Below are 18,311 nucleotides of genomic sequence, written 5' to 3'. Positions count from 1 at the left end.
GGTGTGGAAGGGGCATCGGCTCGCCCAAGGGATCAGGCAGGACGGCCCGATGCTCAGTCGGCCGCTGGCCCCGGCCCCGCGAGCACCGCGACGCTGGCTTTGCCGGACGTGGCCCCGGTGGGGACGGCACGCCACAGCGCAGCCCCGGGCGCGGCCGGCCTCGCGGCGCCCGGGCGGACGACCCGGAATGCGACGACCAGCGCCGCGACACCGAAGACCACCGTGCCGAGGGCCTGGCCGAGCACCACGCCCTGCGCGCCCGCGATGCCGGCACCGAGCGATGCCAGGGGTACCGTCCCCAGCGTCGCCCGCCCCCAGTTGAAGGCGGTCGAGAGCAGCGGGAAGCCGAGATTGTTGAAAGCCGCGTTGGCGACGAAGAGGAAGCCCAGGAAGAGGCAGCTTCCCGCCAGGACGTTGCAGAACAGGCGCAGCAGGTCCGCACCCACGCCCTCGGCCGAGAACATGCGCACCAGCAGGTCCTGGCCGAGGAACAGCACCAGCCAGGCCGCCAGCACGTAGGCGACGACCACGATCATGCTGGCGCGCAGCGTGTCGCGCACGCGGTCGTCGCGGCCGGCACCGAGATTCTGCGCGAAGACGGGACCGACGGCGCCGGTCAGCGCAAAGATCACGCCGAAGGCCACGGGCAGCAGCCGGTCCACCGTCGCCTGCCCGGCCACCGCCGCGTCGCCGAAGCGCGCCAGCGACGCCGTCACGTAGGACGAGGCCACGGGCGTCGCCACGTTGGTCAGCATGGCGGGTGCCGCTATGGCGAGCAGGGCGCGCGCGTCGCCGATGAAGCGGGCCCGGACGGGCGGCCCGAGGATGCCGTGCACGCGCACAGCCCCGTGCCACCCGACGGCCACGAGCATCAGGCGCGAGACCAGCGTGGCGATGGCCGCCCCGGTCAGCCCCAGGTCGAGCCAGAGGATCAGCACGGGGTCCAGCGCGGCCGTGGCGAGCGCGCCGTAGAGCGCCACGCTCATGGAGCGGCGTGCGTCGCCCACCGCGCGCAGCAGGGTCGAGAGACCCATGCCGAGCCCGACCAACGGCATCATGGGCGAGACCAGGTGCAGGTAGCCCGAGGCCAGCTCCCGCGCGCGTCCCTCGGCCCCGAGCAGAGCCAGGATCCCGTCCAGGAACGGCAGCAGCGCGACGCCCACCACCGCCGACACGGCGACGATCAGGGCCATGCTCGCACCGGCGATGCGGCGGGCGTCCTCGGTCCGCCCGGCGCCGACGGCGCGCCCCACCAGGGCGCCCGTGCCGATGGAAAGCCCGATGCAGAGCGCGTTCTGGAAGAAGACGACCGCCCCCGAATAGCCGATGGCGGCCGCCAGCTCGGCGACGCCGAGCAGCGAGATGTAGAAGACGTTGGCGAGATCGACCGCGAAGATCGCGATCAGCCCGACCGATCCGGTCAGGGTCATCACCACCACGTGCCGGAGGATGCTGCCCTCGGTCAGGCGGGCGCGCGGCTGCGCGGGGCTTGGCACGGCGGGGCCTCCTGGGCGGATTGGTGGGCGGACTGGTGGGCGGACTCGTGAACGGATTCGGGGGCGGGGCGACCGGCCTCAACAGCGCAGCCGCCAGGCTGTTGCGGCGTCGGACCCGGCATCTGTTCCTTGCACCGCATCGGTGTCCCGGAATACCATTTGCGCGAAGTTCCCTGCCTCGCCACCACCGGCAGGTGCACCGAGACGCGGAGGTAAGCGATGCCGCTCAAAACGCTGCTCCTGTCCTTCGAGGGACGGATCGGCCGCAGGACCTTCTGGCAGTTCAACCTCGCGCTTTTCCTCGCGAGCCTCGCCGTCGTCGTGGCCGAAATCGTCATGGAGGTCGAAGGCCCGTCGGCGCTGCTGACGCTTCTCAGCCTTTATCCGAGCCTGGCGGTATATGCGAAGCGCTGGCACGACCGGGACAAGAGCGCCTGGTGGCTGCTGCTGGGGCTCGTTCCCGTCATCGGGCAGATCTGGGCGCTGGTCGAGACCGGGTTCTTCCCAGGGACGCCGGGTCCGAACCGGTTCGGCGAGGCGCCTGCGGTCTGAGACCCCCTCGATTCTGAAACCCGGCCTTTCAGTTCCGCAGGGCTGCGGGGCAGCCGGCTGCGCGGCAGCATCGGGCGCGAAACCAAGCAGGAGGAGCTCCATGCAGCCGCCGATACACCCGATGATGATCCTGGTCGCAGGCCCCTACCGGTCCGGGACCGGAGACGACCCCGCGCTGATCGCGGCCAACATGCGCGCCATGGACGAGGCCGCGCTGCGCCTGTTCCGGGCTGGCCACCTGCCGGTCACCGGCGAGGCGCTGGCCCTGCCGCTGATCACGACGGCGGGCTCGCGCGGGATCGGCGACGCCGTGTGGGACGAGATCTTCCATCCCATCGCCGAGCGCCTCGCCCGGCGCTGCGACGCCTGCCTGCGGATCGGCGGCGCCTCGGCCGGCGCCGACGCCATGGCCGCGATCTTCCGGGCCGCCGGGCGCCCGGTCTTCGGATCCGTCGAGGAGATCCCCCGGCCCGCTTGATCCTCGCGGGCCCCTCGCGTGAACCGCGCGCGCCTGGACGGCCGCCCGCCCTGCTGCTCCAATGCGCCGGGGCGGTATGTCCGCTTCGGAGAGAGGGGCCGGGACGCGATGGACGGTTGGGACTGGAGCGACGTCCGTGTCTTCCTGGCGGTCGCCGAGACCGGTAGCCTCGCCGAGGCCGCCCGTGCCCTGCGGCTGAGCCAGGCGACGGCGGGGCGCCGCCTCAAGGCGCTCGAGGCCGGGATCGGCGGGCAGCTCTTCGAGCGGCTTCCGAACCGGCTGGTCCTGACGGCGCTCGGCCTTGCGCTGCTCGAGCCCGCCCGGTCCATGCAGGTGGGCGCGGCATCCCTGGACCGCCAGGCCCGGGCCCGGGCCCTCGACCAGCGGCAGGTCGTCCGGATCACCGCGACGACCTCGGTCGCCGCATTCGTCACGGACCATCTGGCGGAGATCCTCGACGCCTGCCCGCCCGGCACCGAGCTCGGCGTGATCGCGACCCGCGCCCGCCTCAGCCTCGCCAACCGCGAGGCGGAGCTCGCCCTGCGCATGGAACGCCTGCCGAGCGAGGGAGACCTGGCGGCCCGCCGGATCGGCCGCTTCGCCTTCGCGCTCTATGCCGCGCGGGCGTACTGCGCGCTTACCGGCTGGACGGGCGATGCGGGCGGCCTCGTGCGCATGGAGTTCGTCGGTCTGCCGCCCAGCCCGAAACCGGAATCCCAGGCCGCATGGCTCGACGCCGTCGCCGGCGGGCGGATCCGCGCCCGGGTCAGCGAAGCCCATCTGCGCCATGCCGCGGCCCGCTCCGGGCTGGGGGCGACGCTGCTGCCCTGCGTGCTCGCCGATGCCGATCCCGGCCTCGTCCGCCTGGCACCCCCGCCGCCCGAGCTGGTCGAGGATGTCTGGCTGATGGTCCATCGGGATCTGCGCACCCTGCCGGCGGTGCGCGCCGCCGCGGCGGCGTTGCAGGCGCTGTTCCGGCGCAAGGCGGCTCGGCTCGACGGCAGCGCCGGCGCGAGCGGGGGCGCAGACCCCGCTGAGGCCGAGGAGCAGCAGGAACGCGCCGGGACCTAGGCGCGGCCCCCCGCCGGGCCGCCACGGCGGAAAGTCGTTTTTCGGCAACTGACTTGACCATGGTCAAGGGAAGCGCGGCGCGGACCTCGAATATTGCCCGGACGCGGCTCACTGGAGCCGAGCGGATTCGGGATGCGAAATGGCCAACCGCCGCCACGGCAGCTTTACCGGCACCGTGCTGCTCTGACTGGGACTGCTGCTTGCGGCGGTCACGCCGGCGCAGGCCGAGGGACTGCTCGGCCGGTTCCTGACGCAGGTCGAGCCCGGCGGCGTGATGCCCGGCGCGGACCACTTCGGTCCCATCGCGGGGATGCCGCCCGCCGCCCCGGTCTACAGGGGCGACACGCTGCTCGGATACGCGTTCCTGAACTCCGATTACGTGAACGCCACGGGATACTCGGGAAAGCCCATCCACATCGTGCTGGCGGTCGCGCTGGACGGGACGATCTCCGGCGCGAGGCTGGTGGACAAGGAGCCGATCGTCCTGGTCGGCATCCCGGTCGAGAAGATCAACCGATTCATCGCCGGCTATGTCGGCCTGAAGGTCCAGGATCTCGGCTCGATCCAGCGGGATGGCCCGCCAGTGGACATCGTCAGCGGCGCCACCGTCACCGTCATGGTGATCGGCGACACCATCGTCCGCTCGGCCACCAGGATCGCTCGTGCCAAGGGGCTCGGCGGCGCGCAGCTCGACCTGACCTCCGCGCTGCCGCCGGTATCGCGAACGCTCGACCTGACGGAGCGTCCGGCGGAGGACTGGCAGACGCTGCTCGGGGACGGATCCATCCGCCGCCTGCACATCAGCGTCGGCGAGATCAACGATGCCTTCGCGCGGTCGGGCAATGCCGCCGCGGCCGCCCGGCCGGAGCCCGGAGCCCGCGAGGAGAGCTTCGTCGACCTCTACGCGGCGCTCGTCAGCCAGCCCACCATCGGACGCTCGCTGCTCGGCGAGGGCGGCTGGGAGAAGCTCTCGCAGCAGCTCGAGCCCGGGCAGAGCGCGATCCTCGTCATGGGATCGGGCCGCTATTCCTTCAAGGGATCGGGCTATGTGCGCGACGGCATCTTCGACCGCTTCGAGATCGTCCAGGAGACCGGAAGCTACCGCTTCCGCGACCGCATGCACCTGCGGCTCGGAACCGTCGAGGCCGCGGGCGCACCGCGCTTCGACGAGGCCGGCCTGTTCCTGCTGCCCAAGGGATCGGAGTTCGATCCCACGCAGCCCTGGCGCCTCCAGCTCCTGGTCGGGCGCCAGATCGGCGCCATCGAGAAGGCGTTCCTGACCTTCGATCTCGGCTACGCGATCCCGGACCGCTTCCTGCGCCAGGAGCGCCGCACGGCGGTCGCCAGCGTGCCGGCCGAGGCTCCGGAGGGCGCAACAGCCGCCCCTGCCGGCGCGGCGGCATCGGCGGAGGCCGACGAGGCAGCCGAGATGCCACTGTGGCGGCGCATCTGGGCCGCCCGCATGGGCGATATCGTGGTCGTGGGCATCGCGCTGGCCGTGCTGACCGGGATCTTCTTCTTCCAGAACGTCCTGGTCCGCCGCCCGAAGCTGTTCGACCGCATCAGGCTGGGCTTCCTGGCCTTCACGCTGGTGTGGCTCGGCTGGTGGGCCTCGGCCCAGCTCTCCGTCGTCAACGTGCTGACCTTCTTCAACGCGCTGCTGACGGATTTCCGCTGGGACTACTTCCTGGTGGACCCGCTGGTCTTCATCCTCTGGTTCTCGGTGGCGGCCTCGCTGCTGTTCTGGGGCCGCGGCCCGTTCTGCGGCTGGCTCTGCCCCTTCGGGGCGCTGCAGGAGTTCGCCAACCGCACGGCGCGCCTTCTCAAGGTGCCGCAGATCACGGTGCCCTGGGGCCTGCACGAGCGGCTCTGGCCCATCAAGTACATCATCTTCCTGGCCCTGTTCGGCCTGTCGCTGCACTCGCTGGACGACGCCGAGCACTGGGCCGAGATCGAGCCCTTCAAGACCGCCATCGTCCTACGCTTCGTGCGGGACTGGGGCTTCGTGCTCTTCGCGCTGGCGCTGGTCGCCGCGGGCCTGTTCATCGAGCGTTTCTTCTGCCGCTACCTGTGCCCGCTGGGCGCGGCACTGGCCATTCCCGGCCGGCTGCGGATGTTCGACTGGCTCCGCCGCTACAAGGAGTGCGGGAACCCCTGCCAGCGCTGCTCGAACGAGTGCCCGGTCCAGGCCATCCACCCCGAGGGCCGACCTCCGCTGGCGGATCCTGGACCTGCCGGAGGCGCGGCGGCCGGCCTGACGGCCGGCTCGGGGCAGAAGGGATCAGGCGGCCGCCTGATCCCGCCACGTCCCGCCGAGCTGGGCGGTCAGGACCATGGCCGCGACGCGGCGCCAGAACAGCGCCGCGCCGTCGTTCCCGGCGGCGCGCGCCTGGTCGCCCAGGTGCTGGGCGTAGCTCAGGGCCGCGGGGCCGTGATCCAGCACGAGTTCGGTCGCAACGCGCGTCAGGTGGGTCGTGGGCATGCTCATCCGGGCAGCTGGTGGGCGAAGGATGCGGGTGCTTAGCACGCCCGGCTTTTGATGCACAGTTGTCGCAGCACCGCTGCCCTCATTTCGCCATGCTCTCGGCGACGGCCGCCCGGTCCGGCAAGAGCGGATCGTGACCCGGCACGACACCGGATCACGAGAATCCGATCTAACTTCAACGAGTTAGGAGCGTCGAGGTCAAATTGAACCTCGGGCAGCTCCAGGCAAAGGGTGAGTGGCAACCATGATCAAGCTCGGTACCCGTGTTCGCGTCAGGGGCAGGGAAGGCATGCTGGTGGCACGGACCCTCTCCAGCGAGACCCTGTACGACGTGCGCTTTCCCGACGGGACGGTGACGAAGTACCTCCGCGCCGTCGATCTCGAACGCTGGACCGTGGCCGATACGACGGCGACCGCCAACGGCTGAGAGCCACACGGACTGATCATGCCGACTCGGGGGCGGGCCGTGCCCGCCCCGGGCTACAGCAGGTCGCGCAGCATCGCCACGAGCGGCAGGTCGGCCGGCGGCATGGGATAGCGCCCCATGTCGAGCGGGCGCACCCAGGCCAGCTCCTGCCCCTCCTGGGGCGTCGGCGTGCCCTCCCAGTTGCGGCAGACATAGAGCGGCATCAGCAGGTGGAAGTCGGGATAGGTGTGCGAGGCGAAGGTGAAGGGCGCCAGGCAGCTCGCCGCGGTGTCCACCGCAAGCTCCTCGCGCAGCTCCCGGACCAGCGCCGCCTCGGGCGTCTCGCCCGCGTGGACCTTTCCACCCGGGAACTCCCAGAGGCCGGCCAGCGCCTTGCCGGGCGGCCGGCGCGCCAGCAGCACGCGCCCGTCCACGTCCACCATGGCGACCGCGACCACCAGCAGCAGGCGCCGGTCGGGGTCCGGCGCCGGCGTCGAATCGGGATCCCAGCAGCCCGACGGCACGGCCGTCAGCTCCGGTAGCTGCCGTTGATGTCGATGTAGCCGTGGGTCAGGTCGCAGGTCCAGACCGTGGCCGCACCCGGGCCGATGCCGAGATCGACGAGGATGTCGATCTCCTGCCCCTTCATGTGGGCGGCGACCGGCGCCTCGTCGTAGTCCGGAACCTGCATGCCGTCGGCGCAGATCAGGACGCCTCCGACCCAGATGCGGATCAGGTCGCGCTCGGCGCGCTCGCCGGCCTTGCCCACCGCCATTACGATGCGACCCCAGTTGGCGTCCTCGCCGGCAATCGCGGTCTTGACCAGGGGCGAGTTGGCGATCGTCAGCCCGACCCGCTTGGCGGCCGCGTCGCTCTCGGCGCCCTGCACGCGCACGGTGACGAACTTCGTCGCACCCTCGCCATCGCGCACGATCAGCTGGGCAAGTTCGACCATCACCTCGTCCAGCGCGCGGGCGAAGTCCCCCAGGGCGGGGTCGGCCGCATCCGCGACCTGCGGGTTCCCGGCCTTGCCCGTGGCCGCCAGCAGCACCGTGTCCGAGGTCGAGGTGTCGCCGTCCACGGTGACGCAGTTGAAGCTGCGCTCGTTGGCGGCCGAGAGCAGGGCCTGCAGGACGGGCGCAGGGATGGCCGCGTCGGTGAACAGGAAGCCCAGCATGGTCGCCATGTCGGGAGCGATCATGCCGGAACCCTTGCAGAAGCCGGCGATCACCACCTCGGTCCCGCCGATGCGCGCCCGGCGCGACGCCGCCTTCGGGAAGGTGTCGGTGGTCATGATCGCGCGCGCCGCGGCCTCCCATCCGGCCTCGAAGCGCCCGTCCAGCCCCGGGATGGCCCGGGCGATCAGGTCGGCCGGCATCGGCTGGCCGATCACGCCGGTGGAGGCCAGGAAGACCTCCTCCCGGGCGCATCCGGCCAGCGCCGCGGCGGCGTCCAGCGTCGCCGAGACGAACGCCTCGCCGGCCTTGCCGGTGAAGGCGTTGGAGTTGCCGGCATTGACCACCATGGCGCGGGCGCTGCCGCCCGCCAGCGCCTTGCGGCACCACAGGACGGGAGCCGAGGCGGTCAGCGAGCGCGTCAGCACGCCCGCGACCGTGGTCCCGGGTTCCAGCAGCGCGACCATCAGGTCGTCCCGCCCGCGATAGCGGATTTCGCAGTTTGTGGTGGCGAAGCGCACGCCCGCCACGTCGGGAAGCGTGGGGAACCCTGCGGGTGCCAGCGGGGAGACCTTGGCGGCCATGATGCTACGTCGCTCCGTCGCCGTCAGGGCTTCTTCTGCGGCTGCGCCTCGCCCGCCGGGGCGGCCGGCGCCGCCGGCTCGGCATCGGCGATGGGGAAGCGCTCGATGGTGGCCTGGGTGCGGAGCTGGTCGACCATCTCGGCGATGGTCTTCTCGCTGAGATCGCTCTTCAGCTCCTCGCGCACCTGATCGAAGGTCGGCGGGGTGGTCTTGCGCCGGTCCTCGACCTTGATCACGTGCCAGCCGAACTGGGTCTGCACCGGGGCCTGGCTGGTCTCGCCGGGCTTCATGGCGAAGGCCGCGTTGGCGAAGGGCTCCACCATCTGGGCCTTGCTGAACCAACCGAGGTCGCCGCCCTGCTGCGCGGCGCCGGGATCCTTCGACTTCTCGGTGGAGAGCTTCGCGAAGTCGGCACCCTTCTTCAGGTCCTCGATGATCTGCTTCGCGTCGGCCTCGTTCTCGACGAGGATGTGGCGCGCCTTCACCTCGTCCTCGGCGGGGTGCTCATCGAGATACTTCTTGTAGGCCTCCTGGAGGCGCTGGTCAGTGATGCGCTTCTCGACCTCGCGGGTCAGGTAGGCCTCCTGCACGAAGCGCTCCTCGGCGCGCTTCAGCCGGTCCTTCACCTCGGCGTCGTTCTGCAGCCCGGCCTTGTAGCCCTGCTGCGAGATCAGGCGGCCGTTGATGACCTGGTCGATCACGGCCGGCAGGATCATCTGCGGCGGCATCATCTGGACCTGGGGCGGCAGGCCCTGGATCACGCGGTCGACCTCCGAGCGGCGGATTTCCTGCCCGTTGACCTTGGCGACCACGGCGTCCTCGGCCTTGGCTGCGGCGCTCTGGGCGGCGGGCTGACCGGGCTGCTGGGCGTTGACGGAAGCGGCTGCGATCAGGAGGCCGCCCAGCGCCACGGCGGAGGTGGCGGTGCGGAGGACGGTGGCGAGCTTCATAGGCGTTCCTTCATGGGCGAAAGGACCCGCGCGCGGGCCGGTCCGGTTTAAGCACGCCCCCGCCGTCGCGACAAGGCCCCGCCGACGGGAGAACAGGCGGGATATGGGCCCGCAGCGCCCGAATCCGACCCCCGGCGCGTCATTTCGGCAGATCCAGCCCCCGGATGCGGATCACTTTCGTGCGAGCGCCCTCGATGCCGAAGTCGTCGTCGTTGACCAGCATCAGGCTGCCGTCGGCGAAGCGGGCCATGCCCTCGATCTTCGTCGGGATCGCCGGCAGCCCCGCGGTGTCGAGCACCAGCCGCTTGCCGACGGGCCGGATGCCGGCCTCCGCCAGCGGGGTGCGCTCCAGCGAGGGCGCCGTCCCCGCATCGTCCCAGCGCGAGCCCAGGATGTCCGTCGCGCCGGCCAGGTCGACCACGAAGAGCTTGGTGGTGCGCTCCGTCCGGTCCAGGAGCAGCAGCCGGTCCTCGGCCAGCCAGAGCAGCTCGCTGATCCGCGGGGTGTTCTGCCGCTTGCCGCCCTCGCCCCTGAACTCGGCCACGGGCGTCAGCTCGTAGACGTACTCGGCCACGACCCGGCCGGCCTCGCGATCGAACTTCAGCAGGCGCGTGTTGCGGGCGTCCGCATAGGCCGCGTTGTCGGGATTGGCGAGCGGGTTCTGCATCACGACGAACAGGAAACGCTCGTCGGCAGAGACCGCCATGGACTCGATGCCGCGGTTCAGGGCTCGCCTGGCCAGGATCGCAGGCAGGGCGCCCGCGACCTCGTAGCCGGCGGCGCGGTAGTCCCCCTCGGTGCCGGCGGGCACCAGCCGCCGAAGGATGCGGCCATCGGCCGCCACGTGGATCATGGAAGGCCCGTTCTCGTCCCCGACCCAGAAGGTGCCGTCGGCGAGGCGCACCAGCCCCTCGGCGTCGACCGCCGAGGGGTCCTGGTCGATACGGCGCCCGCGCGCATCGACCGGCACCTCGGTCGATGCGACGGTCAGCGGGTTCAGGAGGCCGGTCACGGGCTTTCCGGACCGGTCCTTCAGCGGGATCCGGTCGACCACCCGGAACCCGCCCCCGGCGAGCTGGATGCGGTAGATGCTGGGCGTGTAGTCGGGCACCGGATAGATCCGACCCTGCTTGGCGAGATCGCCGCAGAAGGCCTCGCCCGGGATCCCGATGATCCCCTCGGCGTCGCCGCAGGTGAAGTTGGGCCCGCGGTCTCCGATGGTCCAGAAGGTGCCGTCGGGCTCGTCGGCGCGGCGGAAGGCACCGCTGCCGATCCCGACCGAAAGGTCGAGCGTCTTGCCGCGCTCGAAGGAGACCTGCCCGAGGCTCAGCGCCGGTTCCTCGCTCGCGAAGACCTCGATGGCCGGGGCAGTGGCGCCGGGGGCGGTAGTGCCATGCGCCGCGGTGCCTTGCGCAGCGGCATCCCGGCCGGGGGCAGCCGCCAACAGGGCGCAGGCGAGAAGGGTCGGAAGAAGGGCGCGGCGCATGATGAATCCCCCTGATGGTCGCGTGCGGGCTGCGGCGAAGCTAGGCGGGCTGCGTGACAGACGCGTGACGCTCGCGTGACAGGCGCGTGACGCTCCGACGGGGATCCCCAGGTGCACCATTGGAAAAGGGTCGGCCCTGGGCTATTGATTGCGCCCAGCCGGCGGCACGCGCGTTGACACCCTTCGGGCGTATTCTTATGTGACGTTCCCTGGCATCGGCGGCGCCGAGACGGCGCCGGGCCGGTCCTTTCCCACGACTTCCGTACCCGAGGTTTCTATGTTCGGTGCTCTCGCCCGCAAGCTGTTCGGCAGCGCCAACGACCGTGTCGTCAAGGGGCTGCGAAAGCAGGTCGAGGCCGTCAACGCGCTCGAACCCCAGCTCGCCGGGCTGTCCGACGAGGAGTTGAGGGCGCGCACGGGGATGCTGCGCGAGCGCCTGGAGAAGGGTGCGACGCTGGACGACATCCTGCCGGACGCCTTCGCGACGGTTCGCGAGGCCGCCAAGCGCGTGCTGGGCCAGCGCCACTACGACGTCCAGCTCCTGGGCGGCATGGTGCTGCACCAGGGCCGCATCGCCGAGATGCGCACGGGCGAGGGCAAGACGCTGGTCGCGACGCTGCCGGTCTACCTGAACGCGCTGTCCGGCAAGGGCGTGCACGTCGTGACCGTGAACGACTACCTGGCCAAGCGCGACAGCGGCTGGATGGGCCGGGTCTACAACTTCCTGGGCCTGTCGGTTGGCTGCATCGTCCACGGGCTCGACGACTACGAGCGGCGCGCCCAGTACGCCGCCGACATCACCTACGGCACGAACAACGAGTTCGGTTTCGACTATCTCCGCGACAACATGAAGTTCCGCCTGGAGGACATGGTCCAGCGGCCCTTCAACTTCGCCATCGTGGACGAGGTCGACTCGATCCTGATCGATGAGGCGCGCACGCCGCTGATCATCTCGGGCCCGTCGACCGACAGCTCCGAGCTCTATGTGGCGGTGAACAAGATCATCCCGCGCCTGGGCGCCGAGGACTACGAGAAGGACGAGAAGGTCCGCGCCGTCAGCCTGACCGAGGCGGGGCAGACCAGGGTCGAGCAGATACTGCGCGAGATGGGCCTGCTGCGCGAGGGCGGGCTCTACGACCTGCCGAACGTCAGCCTCGTCCACCACGCCAACCAGGCGCTGCGCGCCCATACGCTGTTCCAGCGCGACAAGGACTACATCGTCAAGGACGACAAGGTCATCATCATCGACGAGTTCACCGGTCGCATGATGGAGGGCCGCCGCTATTCCGAGGGCCTGCACCAGGCCCTGGAGGCGAAGGAGGGCGTGACGATCCAGCGCGAGAACCAGACGCTGGCCTCGATCACCTTCCAGAACTACTTCCGCCTCTACCCGAAGCTGGCCGGCATGACCGGCACGGCCATGACCGAGGCGGCCGAATTCGCCGAGATCTACGGGCTCGAAGTCGTGGACATCCCCACCAACGTGGCCGTCCAGCGCAAGGACGCCGACGACGAGGTCTACCGCACCGCGCGCGAGAAGTTCGACGCCATCGTAACGCTGGTCGAGGAGTGCCGCGCCCGGCAGCAGCCGATCCTGGTCGGCACCACCTCCATCGAGAAGTCCGAGCTGCTCTCGGAGCACCTGCGCAAGAAGGGCATCCCGCACAACGTGCTGAACGCCCGCTACCACGAGCAGGAGGCCCACATCGTCGCCCAGGCCGGCCGGCCGGGCGCCGTCACCATCGCCACCAACATGGCGGGCCGCGGCACCGACATCCAGCTCGGCGGCAACCTGGAGATGCGCCTCGAGGAGGAGCTCAAGGAGGTCGAGGACGAAGTCGCACGTCGCGAGGCCACCGAGCGCATCCGCGCCGAGATCGAGGAGGCGCGCAAGCTGACGCGCGAGGCCGGCGGTCTCTACGTGATCGGCACCGAGCGGCACGAGAGCCGGCGCATCGACAACCAGCTCCGCGGCCGCTCCGGCCGCCAGGGCGACCCCGGCGCATCGAAGTTCTTCCTGTCCCTCGAGGACGACCTGATGCGCATCTTCGGGTCGGACCGCATGGACGGCATGCTGCAGCGGCTCGGCCTCCAGGAGGGCGAGGCGATCACGCATCCCTGGATCAACAAGGCGCTGGAGAAGGCCCAGCAGAAGGTCGAGGCCCACAACTTCGAGATCCGCAAGAACCTGCTCAAATACGACAACGTGATGAACGACCAGCGCAAGGTCGTCTACGAGCAGCGACGCGAGATCATGGAGGCTCCGGAGGTCCAGGAGACCGTCGAGAGCATGCGCCACGAGACCATCTCGGCGCTGGTGCGGGCGGCGATCCCCGAGAACAGCTACGCCGAGCAGTGGAACATCGACGGGCTTCACGAGGAGGTCCGCCGTGTCCTGAACCTGGACCTGCCCGTGAAGGACTGGGCCAAGGAGGAGGGCATCGCCGAGGCGGAGATCGAGGAGCGCGTGCGCAACGCCTCGGACGCGCTGATGGCGCACAAGTACGAGGTCTACGGCGCCGAGCTGATGCATGCGGCGGAGAAGAGCCTGCTGCTGCAGCTCCTCGACCAGGCCTGGAAGGAGCACCTGCTGCATCTCGACCACCTGCGGCAGGGCATCAACCTCCGGGCCTATGCCCAGCGCGATCCGCTGAACGAGTACAAGCGCGAGGCCTTCGAGATGTTCGAGGGCATGCTGGTGCACCTGCGCGAGAGCGTCACCACCGTGCTCAGCCATGTCGAGATGCGCATGGCCCCCTCCGAGGAGGAGATGCGCCAGCCGCAGGAGGCCTACGAGACCCGCGAGGACCCGGCCCTGGCCGGCCGGCCCGACCCGGGCGCGCCCCTGCCGGCAGGCATGACGCGCACGGCCTCCGCGCCGCTGGGCGCCGCGCCCGCCGGGGCGATGCTGGCCGACGAGATCGACCCGCGCACGCCCCGGAACGCCCCCTGCCCCTGCGGCAGCGGAAAGAAGTTCAAGCACTGCCACGGGCAGGCGTCCTGAGCACGGGCGAAGCGGGCCGGTCCTGACGCAGGACCGGCCCCGACGCCCCGCCCCGACGCCCCGCCCAGACGCCCCGCTACGCCTCGACCAGCGCCTCGAAGCCGCCGTAGATCATCCGCTTGCCGTCGAAGGGCATGGAGGATTGGTCGGGCTTCAGCCGCGGATCCTCCATGGACTTCTTCCAGCCTTCGTCGCGGGCCTGCTTCGAGGGCCACTCGATCCAGGAAAAGACGACCGCCTCGTCGTCCCGCGCCTGCACGGCCCCCTTGAAGTCCGTGACCTTCCCGTCGGGGACGTCGTCCCCCCAGGCCTCGACCACCCGCGTGGCGCCGTTCTCCCTGAAGACCGCAGCCGCCTTGGACGCCATCGCGCGATAGGCCTCCTTGTTCGCGACCGGCACGGGGACGAGGAAGCCGTCGGCATAGCCGGTCGATCCCGCCTTCCCCTCTTCCAGCATGGCGGCGAAGCCGCCGATGAGCGCGCGCCTGCCGTCGAAGGGCATCGAGGCGCCGATCTCCTTCATCCGGGGATCCGCGGCGAGCTTCGCATTCGCCGCGTCACGCGCCGATCGCGACGGGTACTCGATCCAGCTGAACACGACGACCTCGCCTTCCTCCGCCTTCACCGAGCGCCTGAAATCGGTGACCTGGCCGTCGGGAACGTCATCGCCCCAGCATTCGACGATGCGGGTCGCACCGGACTCCCGGAACAGGGGCGCGGCATCCAGCGCATGGTGGCGAAAGGCATCCCTGTTGGACGCGGGTACGGCGGCAACGAAACCCTCGATATAGGTCATGGCGTGTTTCCTTCGCTGTTGCGGTCTCGCCGGAGGCCGAGACGCCCGAGCCTCCAGCCGTGAACAAAACATGAACATTGATATCAACGTATCTCCGCACGGTCAAGGCTGAGGAGCCGCGCATCCCCCAAAGGGATGCCAGTGCCGAAGCGGTATCCGATAGCAGGGGGCATTTTTGTTTAGCCACTTGCCATGAATTTAGCCATAGCTATATCTGATCCTGGCCTGCCGCAGGCCCACCCAATTCGCTCGAGAAGGAGGAACGGTGTTCGCCTTCGCCAGACGCATGTTCATCGCCGGTGCGGCCCTCGCGCTCGGATCGGCCTCCCCGCTGGTCTCCAGCGGCGCTCTCGCCGCGGAGAAGCTGAAGGTCGTGACGACCTTCACCGTGATCGCGGACATGGCGCGGAACGTCGCGGGCGAGGCGGCGACCGTCGAATCGATCACCCGGCCGGGCGCCGAGATCCACAACTACCAGCCGACGCCTGGCGACATCCTGAAGGCGCAGGGCGCGCGGCTGATCCTGTGGAACGGCCTGAACCTGGAGCTCTGGTTCGAGCGCTTCTTCAGGAACCTCAGGAACGTTCCCGGCGTCGTGGTCTCCGAAGGCGTCGAGCCCATGGGAATCGCCGAGGGACCCTATACCGGCAAGCCCAACCCGCATGCCTGGATGTCGCCGGATGCGGCGATCGTCTACGTCGACAACATCCGCGACGCCCTGGCGAAGCACGATCCCGGCAATGCAGAGACCTACAGGGCCAATGCCGAAGCCTACAAGAACCGGATCCGGCAGACCGTCGAGCCGATCCGCGCGCAGCTCCGCGCGGTGCCCGAGGAGCGGCGCTGGCTGGTGTCCAGCGAGGGCGCCTTCAGCTATCTTGCCCGCGACTTCGGTCTGAAGGAGCTCTATCTCTGGCCGATCAACGCCGACCAGCAGGGAACGCCCCAGCAGGTCCGCAAGGTGATCGACGCGGTCAGGGCCAACCGGATCCCCGCCGTCTTCAGCGAGAGCACCATCTCGCCCGAACCCGCCAAGCAGGTCGCCCGCGAGACCGGCGCCCGGTACGGCGGCGTCCTCTACGTCGATTCGCTGAGCGAGGCCGACGGGCCCGTGCCGACCTACATCGACCTGCTGCGGGTCACCGCCGAGACCGTCGCGAAGGGGCTCGCGCCATGAGACCCAGGGCACAGGCGGGCGGGTGCGCCCCGGCGACCATGGCAGAGAGTGGCCTGGAAGGGGGCCAGGAAGCCGAGGGCGCCGGGCTCTCGGTCAGGGACGTCACCGTCACCTATCGCAACGGCCATACCGGCCTGCGCGACGCCAGCTTCCGGATCCCGACGGGGACGATCACGGCGCTGGTCGGCGTCAACGGCAGCGGCAAGTCGACGCTGTTCAAGGCGATCATGGGCCTTGTCCGCGCCGCCAAGGGCGAGATCTCGATCCTGGGCCTGCCGGTCGCTTCCGCCCTGAAGCGGAACCTCGTCGCCTACGTTCCCCAGAGCGAGGAGGTCGACTGGAGCTTCCCCGTCCTCGTCGAGGACGTCGTGATGATGGGCCGCTACGGCCACATGAACATGCTGCGGATCCCCCGGGCCCGCGACATCGCCGCGGTCGAGGCCGCGCTCGGACGCGTCGGCATGACGGGCTTCCGCAAGCGGCAGATCGGCGAGCTATCCGGAGGGCAGCGCAAGCGCGTCTTCCTGGCGCGGGCCCTGGCTCAGGACGCGCGCGTCATCCTGCTGGACGAGCCCTTCACCGGCGTGGACGTGACGACCGAGGACGCGATCGTGCTGCTGCTGCGCACCCTGCGCGCCGAAGGCCGGGTCATGCTGGTCTCCACGCACAATCTCGGCAGCGTGCCGGAATTCTGCGACCGCACCGTCCTTCTCGACCGCACCGTGCTCGCCTCGGGCCCGACGGTGGAGATCTTCACCCAGGAGAATCTCGAGCGCACCTTCGGCGGGGTCCTTCGCCACCTCGTCCTGAACGGCCAGGGCGAGGGACGGCCGCATGCCGTCGGCGTGATCACCGACGACGAGCGGCCCTTCGTGCTCTACGGCGGAGCCGGGCCGGGCGCCAGCGGCGACCACGACAAGAGCGGCGGGGGTCCGCTGTGATCGCCGCGCTGCTGGAGCCCTTCGGCTACGCCTACATGGTCAATGCCATGTGGGTCTCGGCCCTGGTCGGCGGTGTCTGCGCCTTCCTCTCGGCCTTCCTGATGCTCAGGGGCTGGTCGCTGATCGGCGATGCGCTGTCCCACGCGATCGTGCCGGGCGTGGCCGGGGCCTACATGCTGGGACTGCCCTTCTCCATCGGTGCCTTCTTCGCCGGCGGGCTCGCCGCGGCGGCGATGCTCTTCCTGAACCAGCGCACCCGCCTCAAGGAGGACGCGGTGATCGGGCTGATCTTCACCTCGTTCTTCGGGCTCGGCCTCTTCATGGTCTCGCTGTCGCCGACCTCGGTGAACGTCCAGACGATCGTGCTCGGGAACATCCTCGCGATCACGCCGGGGGACACGCTGCAGCTCGCCATCATCGGGCTCGTCTCGCTCGCCGTGCTGCTGCTCAAGTGGAAGGACCTGATGGTCACCTTCTTCGACGAGAGCCATGCGCGCACGGTCGGGCTCAACCCCACGCTGCTCAAGATCGTCTTCTTCACGCTGCTCAGCGCCAGCACGGTCGCCGCGCTGCAGACGGTCGGCGCCTTCCTCGTGATCGCCATGGTCGTCACACCGGGCGCGACGGCCTATCTCCTGACCGACCGGTTCCCGCGGCTCATCGCGATCAGCATCGCCATCGGCGCCGGGACGAGCTTCGTGGGCGCCTATGCCAGCTACCATCTCGACGGGGCGACGGGCGGTATCATCGTCGTCCTGCAGACGCTGATCTTCCTCGCCGCCTTCTTCCTTGCCCCCAAGCACGGCATGCTGGCGGCGCGGCGCCGCGCGGCGCAGGCCCTGCGGCCGGAAGCCGTGGAGACGCCGCCATGAGCTTCCTCGATTCCCTCGCCCTTCCGCTGCAGTTCGAGTTCATGCGCAACGCGCTTGCGATCTCGGTGCTCGTCGCGGTGCCGGCGGCTCTGCTGTCCTGCTTCCTCGTGCTTAAGGGCTGGTCGCTGATGGGGGATGCAGTCTCCCATGCCGTGCTTCCCGGGGTCGTGCTGGCCCACATCCTGGGCGCGCCCTATGCCGTCGGCGCCTTCGTCGCCGGCATGGCCTGCGCGCTCGCGACCGGGTTCCTGAAGGAGAACAGCCGGATCAAGCAGGACACCGTGATGGGCGTGGTGTTCTCGGGTATGTTCGGGCTGGGCCTCGTGCTCTACACCAGCATCGAGACCGAGGTGCATCTCGACCATATCCTGTTCGGCGACATGCTGGGGGTCGGCCCGCGCGACATCCTGGAGAGCGGGGTGATCGCGGTGGCGGTGACCGCCGTGATCGCCGCCAAGTGGCGGGACCTGCTGCTGCACGCCTTCGACCCGACCCAGGCGAAGGCGCTGGGCCTTCCGGTCAGGCTGCTGCACTACGGGCTTCTCGCGATCCTGTCGCTCACCATCGTGGGAGCGCTGAAAGCCGTCGGCATCATCCTGGCCATCGCCATGCTGATCGCACCCGGGGCCGTCGCCTTCCTGCTGACCCGAAGCTTCGGCGCGATGCTCGTCGTCGCGACCCTGGTGGCGGTCGCGGCATCCCTGGCAGGGGTCTATCTCAGCTTCTTCATCGACAGCGCGCCGGCGCCGACCATCGTCCTGCTGACCACCGTCGCCTTCGTCCTGGCGTTCCTGGCCTCGCGCTGGCGCGCGGCCCGGCCGGCGGCCGGCTAGCGGAG

General features: G+C 70.1%; 16 protein-coding genes. 10 read left to right on the top strand and 6 right to left on the bottom strand.

All coding sequences use genetic code 11. The features are described 5' to 3' along the window. Nucleotides 1-53: 53 nt before the first annotated feature. Entirely contained in the window at nucleotides 54-1,496 is a 1,443-nt protein-coding gene (locus tag JUB13_RS24275; protein WP_328703002.1) for an MATE family efflux transporter, read from the bottom strand. 219 nt (nucleotides 1,497-1,715) lie between these two features. Here JUB13_RS24275 and JUB13_RS24270 point away from each other — a divergent pair, with 219 nt between their 5' ends. The 5 genes from JUB13_RS24270 to JUB13_RS24250 all read left to right on the top strand — a co-directional run bounded on the left by JUB13_RS24270 (nucleotide 1,716) and on the right by JUB13_RS24250 (nucleotide 6,509). Beyond that, nucleotides 1,716-2,048: a DUF805 domain-containing protein gene (locus JUB13_RS24270; protein ID WP_207483567.1), complete on the top strand. Its 333-nt coding sequence runs from the start codon at nucleotides 1,716-1,718 to the stop codon at nucleotides 2,046-2,048. Between the two features lie 100 nt (nucleotides 2,049-2,148). Next, nucleotides 2,149-2,526, top strand: coding sequence for a DUF4406 domain-containing protein (locus tag JUB13_RS24265; RefSeq protein ID WP_207483565.1), 378 nt, complete (start codon nucleotides 2,149-2,151; stop codon nucleotides 2,524-2,526). Between the two features lie 108 nt (nucleotides 2,527-2,634). Further along, nucleotides 2,635-3,597 (top strand): LysR family transcriptional regulator, encoded by a 963-nt coding sequence (locus JUB13_RS24260; protein WP_207483563.1) that lies wholly within the window; start codon nucleotides 2,635-2,637, stop codon nucleotides 3,595-3,597. Between the two features lie 274 nt (nucleotides 3,598-3,871). Continuing rightward, nucleotides 3,872-6,121: a NosR/NirI family protein gene (locus JUB13_RS24255; RefSeq protein ID WP_236025186.1), complete on the top strand. Its 2,250-nt coding sequence runs from the start codon at nucleotides 3,872-3,874 to the stop codon at nucleotides 6,119-6,121. Between the two features lie 205 nt (nucleotides 6,122-6,326). Continuing rightward, entirely contained in the window at nucleotides 6,327-6,509 is a 183-nt protein-coding gene (locus JUB13_RS24250; RefSeq protein WP_207483561.1) for a hypothetical protein, read from the top strand. Between the two features lie 53 nt (nucleotides 6,510-6,562). Here the strand turns inward: JUB13_RS24250 and mutT are convergent, their stop codons facing one another. The 4 genes from mutT to JUB13_RS24230 all read right to left on the bottom strand — a co-directional run bounded on the left by mutT (nucleotide 6,563) and on the right by JUB13_RS24230 (nucleotide 10,683). Then, nucleotides 6,563-7,012: an 8-oxo-dGTP diphosphatase MutT gene (mutT, locus tag JUB13_RS24245; protein WP_207483559.1), complete on the bottom strand. Its 450-nt coding sequence runs from the start codon at nucleotides 7,010-7,012 to the stop codon at nucleotides 6,563-6,565. Nucleotides 7,013-7,017: 5 nt separating this feature from the next. Further along, nucleotides 7,018-8,247: a bifunctional glutamate N-acetyltransferase/amino-acid acetyltransferase ArgJ gene (argJ, locus tag JUB13_RS24240; RefSeq protein WP_207483557.1), complete on the bottom strand. Its 1,230-nt coding sequence runs from the start codon at nucleotides 8,245-8,247 to the stop codon at nucleotides 7,018-7,020. Nucleotides 8,248-8,270: 23 nt separating this feature from the next. Continuing rightward, nucleotides 8,271-9,197: a peptidylprolyl isomerase gene (locus tag JUB13_RS24235; RefSeq protein WP_207483555.1), complete on the bottom strand. Its 927-nt coding sequence runs from the start codon at nucleotides 9,195-9,197 to the stop codon at nucleotides 8,271-8,273. A 139-nt stretch (nucleotides 9,198-9,336) separates the two neighbouring features. Then, entirely contained in the window at nucleotides 9,337-10,683 is a 1,347-nt protein-coding gene (locus JUB13_RS24230) for an esterase-like activity of phytase family protein (RefSeq protein ID WP_207483553.1), read from the bottom strand. A gap of 277 nt (nucleotides 10,684-10,960) precedes the next feature. Here JUB13_RS24230 and secA point away from each other — a divergent pair, with 277 nt between their 5' ends. Then, nucleotides 10,961-13,687, top strand: coding sequence for a preprotein translocase subunit SecA (secA, locus tag JUB13_RS24225; protein WP_207483551.1), 2,727 nt, complete (start codon nucleotides 10,961-10,963; stop codon nucleotides 13,685-13,687). Between the two features lie 76 nt (nucleotides 13,688-13,763). On the opposite strand, the gene JUB13_RS31570 is transcribed toward secA, so the two are convergent. Continuing rightward, on the bottom strand, nucleotides 13,764-14,483 hold the full coding sequence (locus JUB13_RS31570) for a DUF1428 domain-containing protein (protein WP_236025185.1): 720 nt from the start codon (nucleotides 14,481-14,483) through the stop codon (nucleotides 13,764-13,766). 265 nt (nucleotides 14,484-14,748) lie between these two features. Between JUB13_RS31570 and JUB13_RS24210 the strand changes: the two genes are divergently transcribed. From JUB13_RS24210 to JUB13_RS24195, 4 genes are read left to right on the top strand one after another with little or no spacing between them, the layout of a single operon-like run. Then, on the top strand, nucleotides 14,749-15,660 hold the full coding sequence (locus JUB13_RS24210) for a metal ABC transporter substrate-binding protein (protein WP_328703001.1): 912 nt from the start codon (nucleotides 14,749-14,751) through the stop codon (nucleotides 15,658-15,660). Nucleotides 15,661-15,698: 38 nt separating this feature from the next. Then, a complete protein-coding gene (locus JUB13_RS24205) occupies nucleotides 15,699-16,601 on the top strand; it encodes a manganese/iron ABC transporter ATP-binding protein (RefSeq protein WP_207483549.1) in 903 nt (300 codons plus the stop codon). Further along, nucleotides 16,598-17,473: a metal ABC transporter permease gene (locus JUB13_RS24200; protein ID WP_328703000.1), complete on the top strand. Its 876-nt coding sequence runs from the start codon at nucleotides 16,598-16,600 to the stop codon at nucleotides 17,471-17,473. Before JUB13_RS24205 ends, JUB13_RS24200 begins: the two co-directional genes overlap by 4 nt. Continuing rightward, nucleotides 17,470-18,306 (top strand): metal ABC transporter permease, encoded by an 837-nt coding sequence (locus JUB13_RS24195; protein WP_207483547.1) that lies wholly within the window; start codon nucleotides 17,470-17,472, stop codon nucleotides 18,304-18,306. The genes JUB13_RS24200 and JUB13_RS24195 overlap by 4 nt, the downstream gene beginning before the upstream one ends. Nucleotides 18,307-18,311 lie beyond the last annotated feature (5 nt).

The organism is Arenibaculum pallidiluteum, from assembly GCF_017355985.1.
GTDB classification, from domain to species: Bacteria; Pseudomonadota; Alphaproteobacteria; order Azospirillales; family Azospirillaceae; genus Arenibaculum; species Arenibaculum pallidiluteum.
The sequence above is the reverse complement of the archived record's forward strand: the minus strand, read 5'-3'. Positions and strand labels throughout refer to the sequence as shown.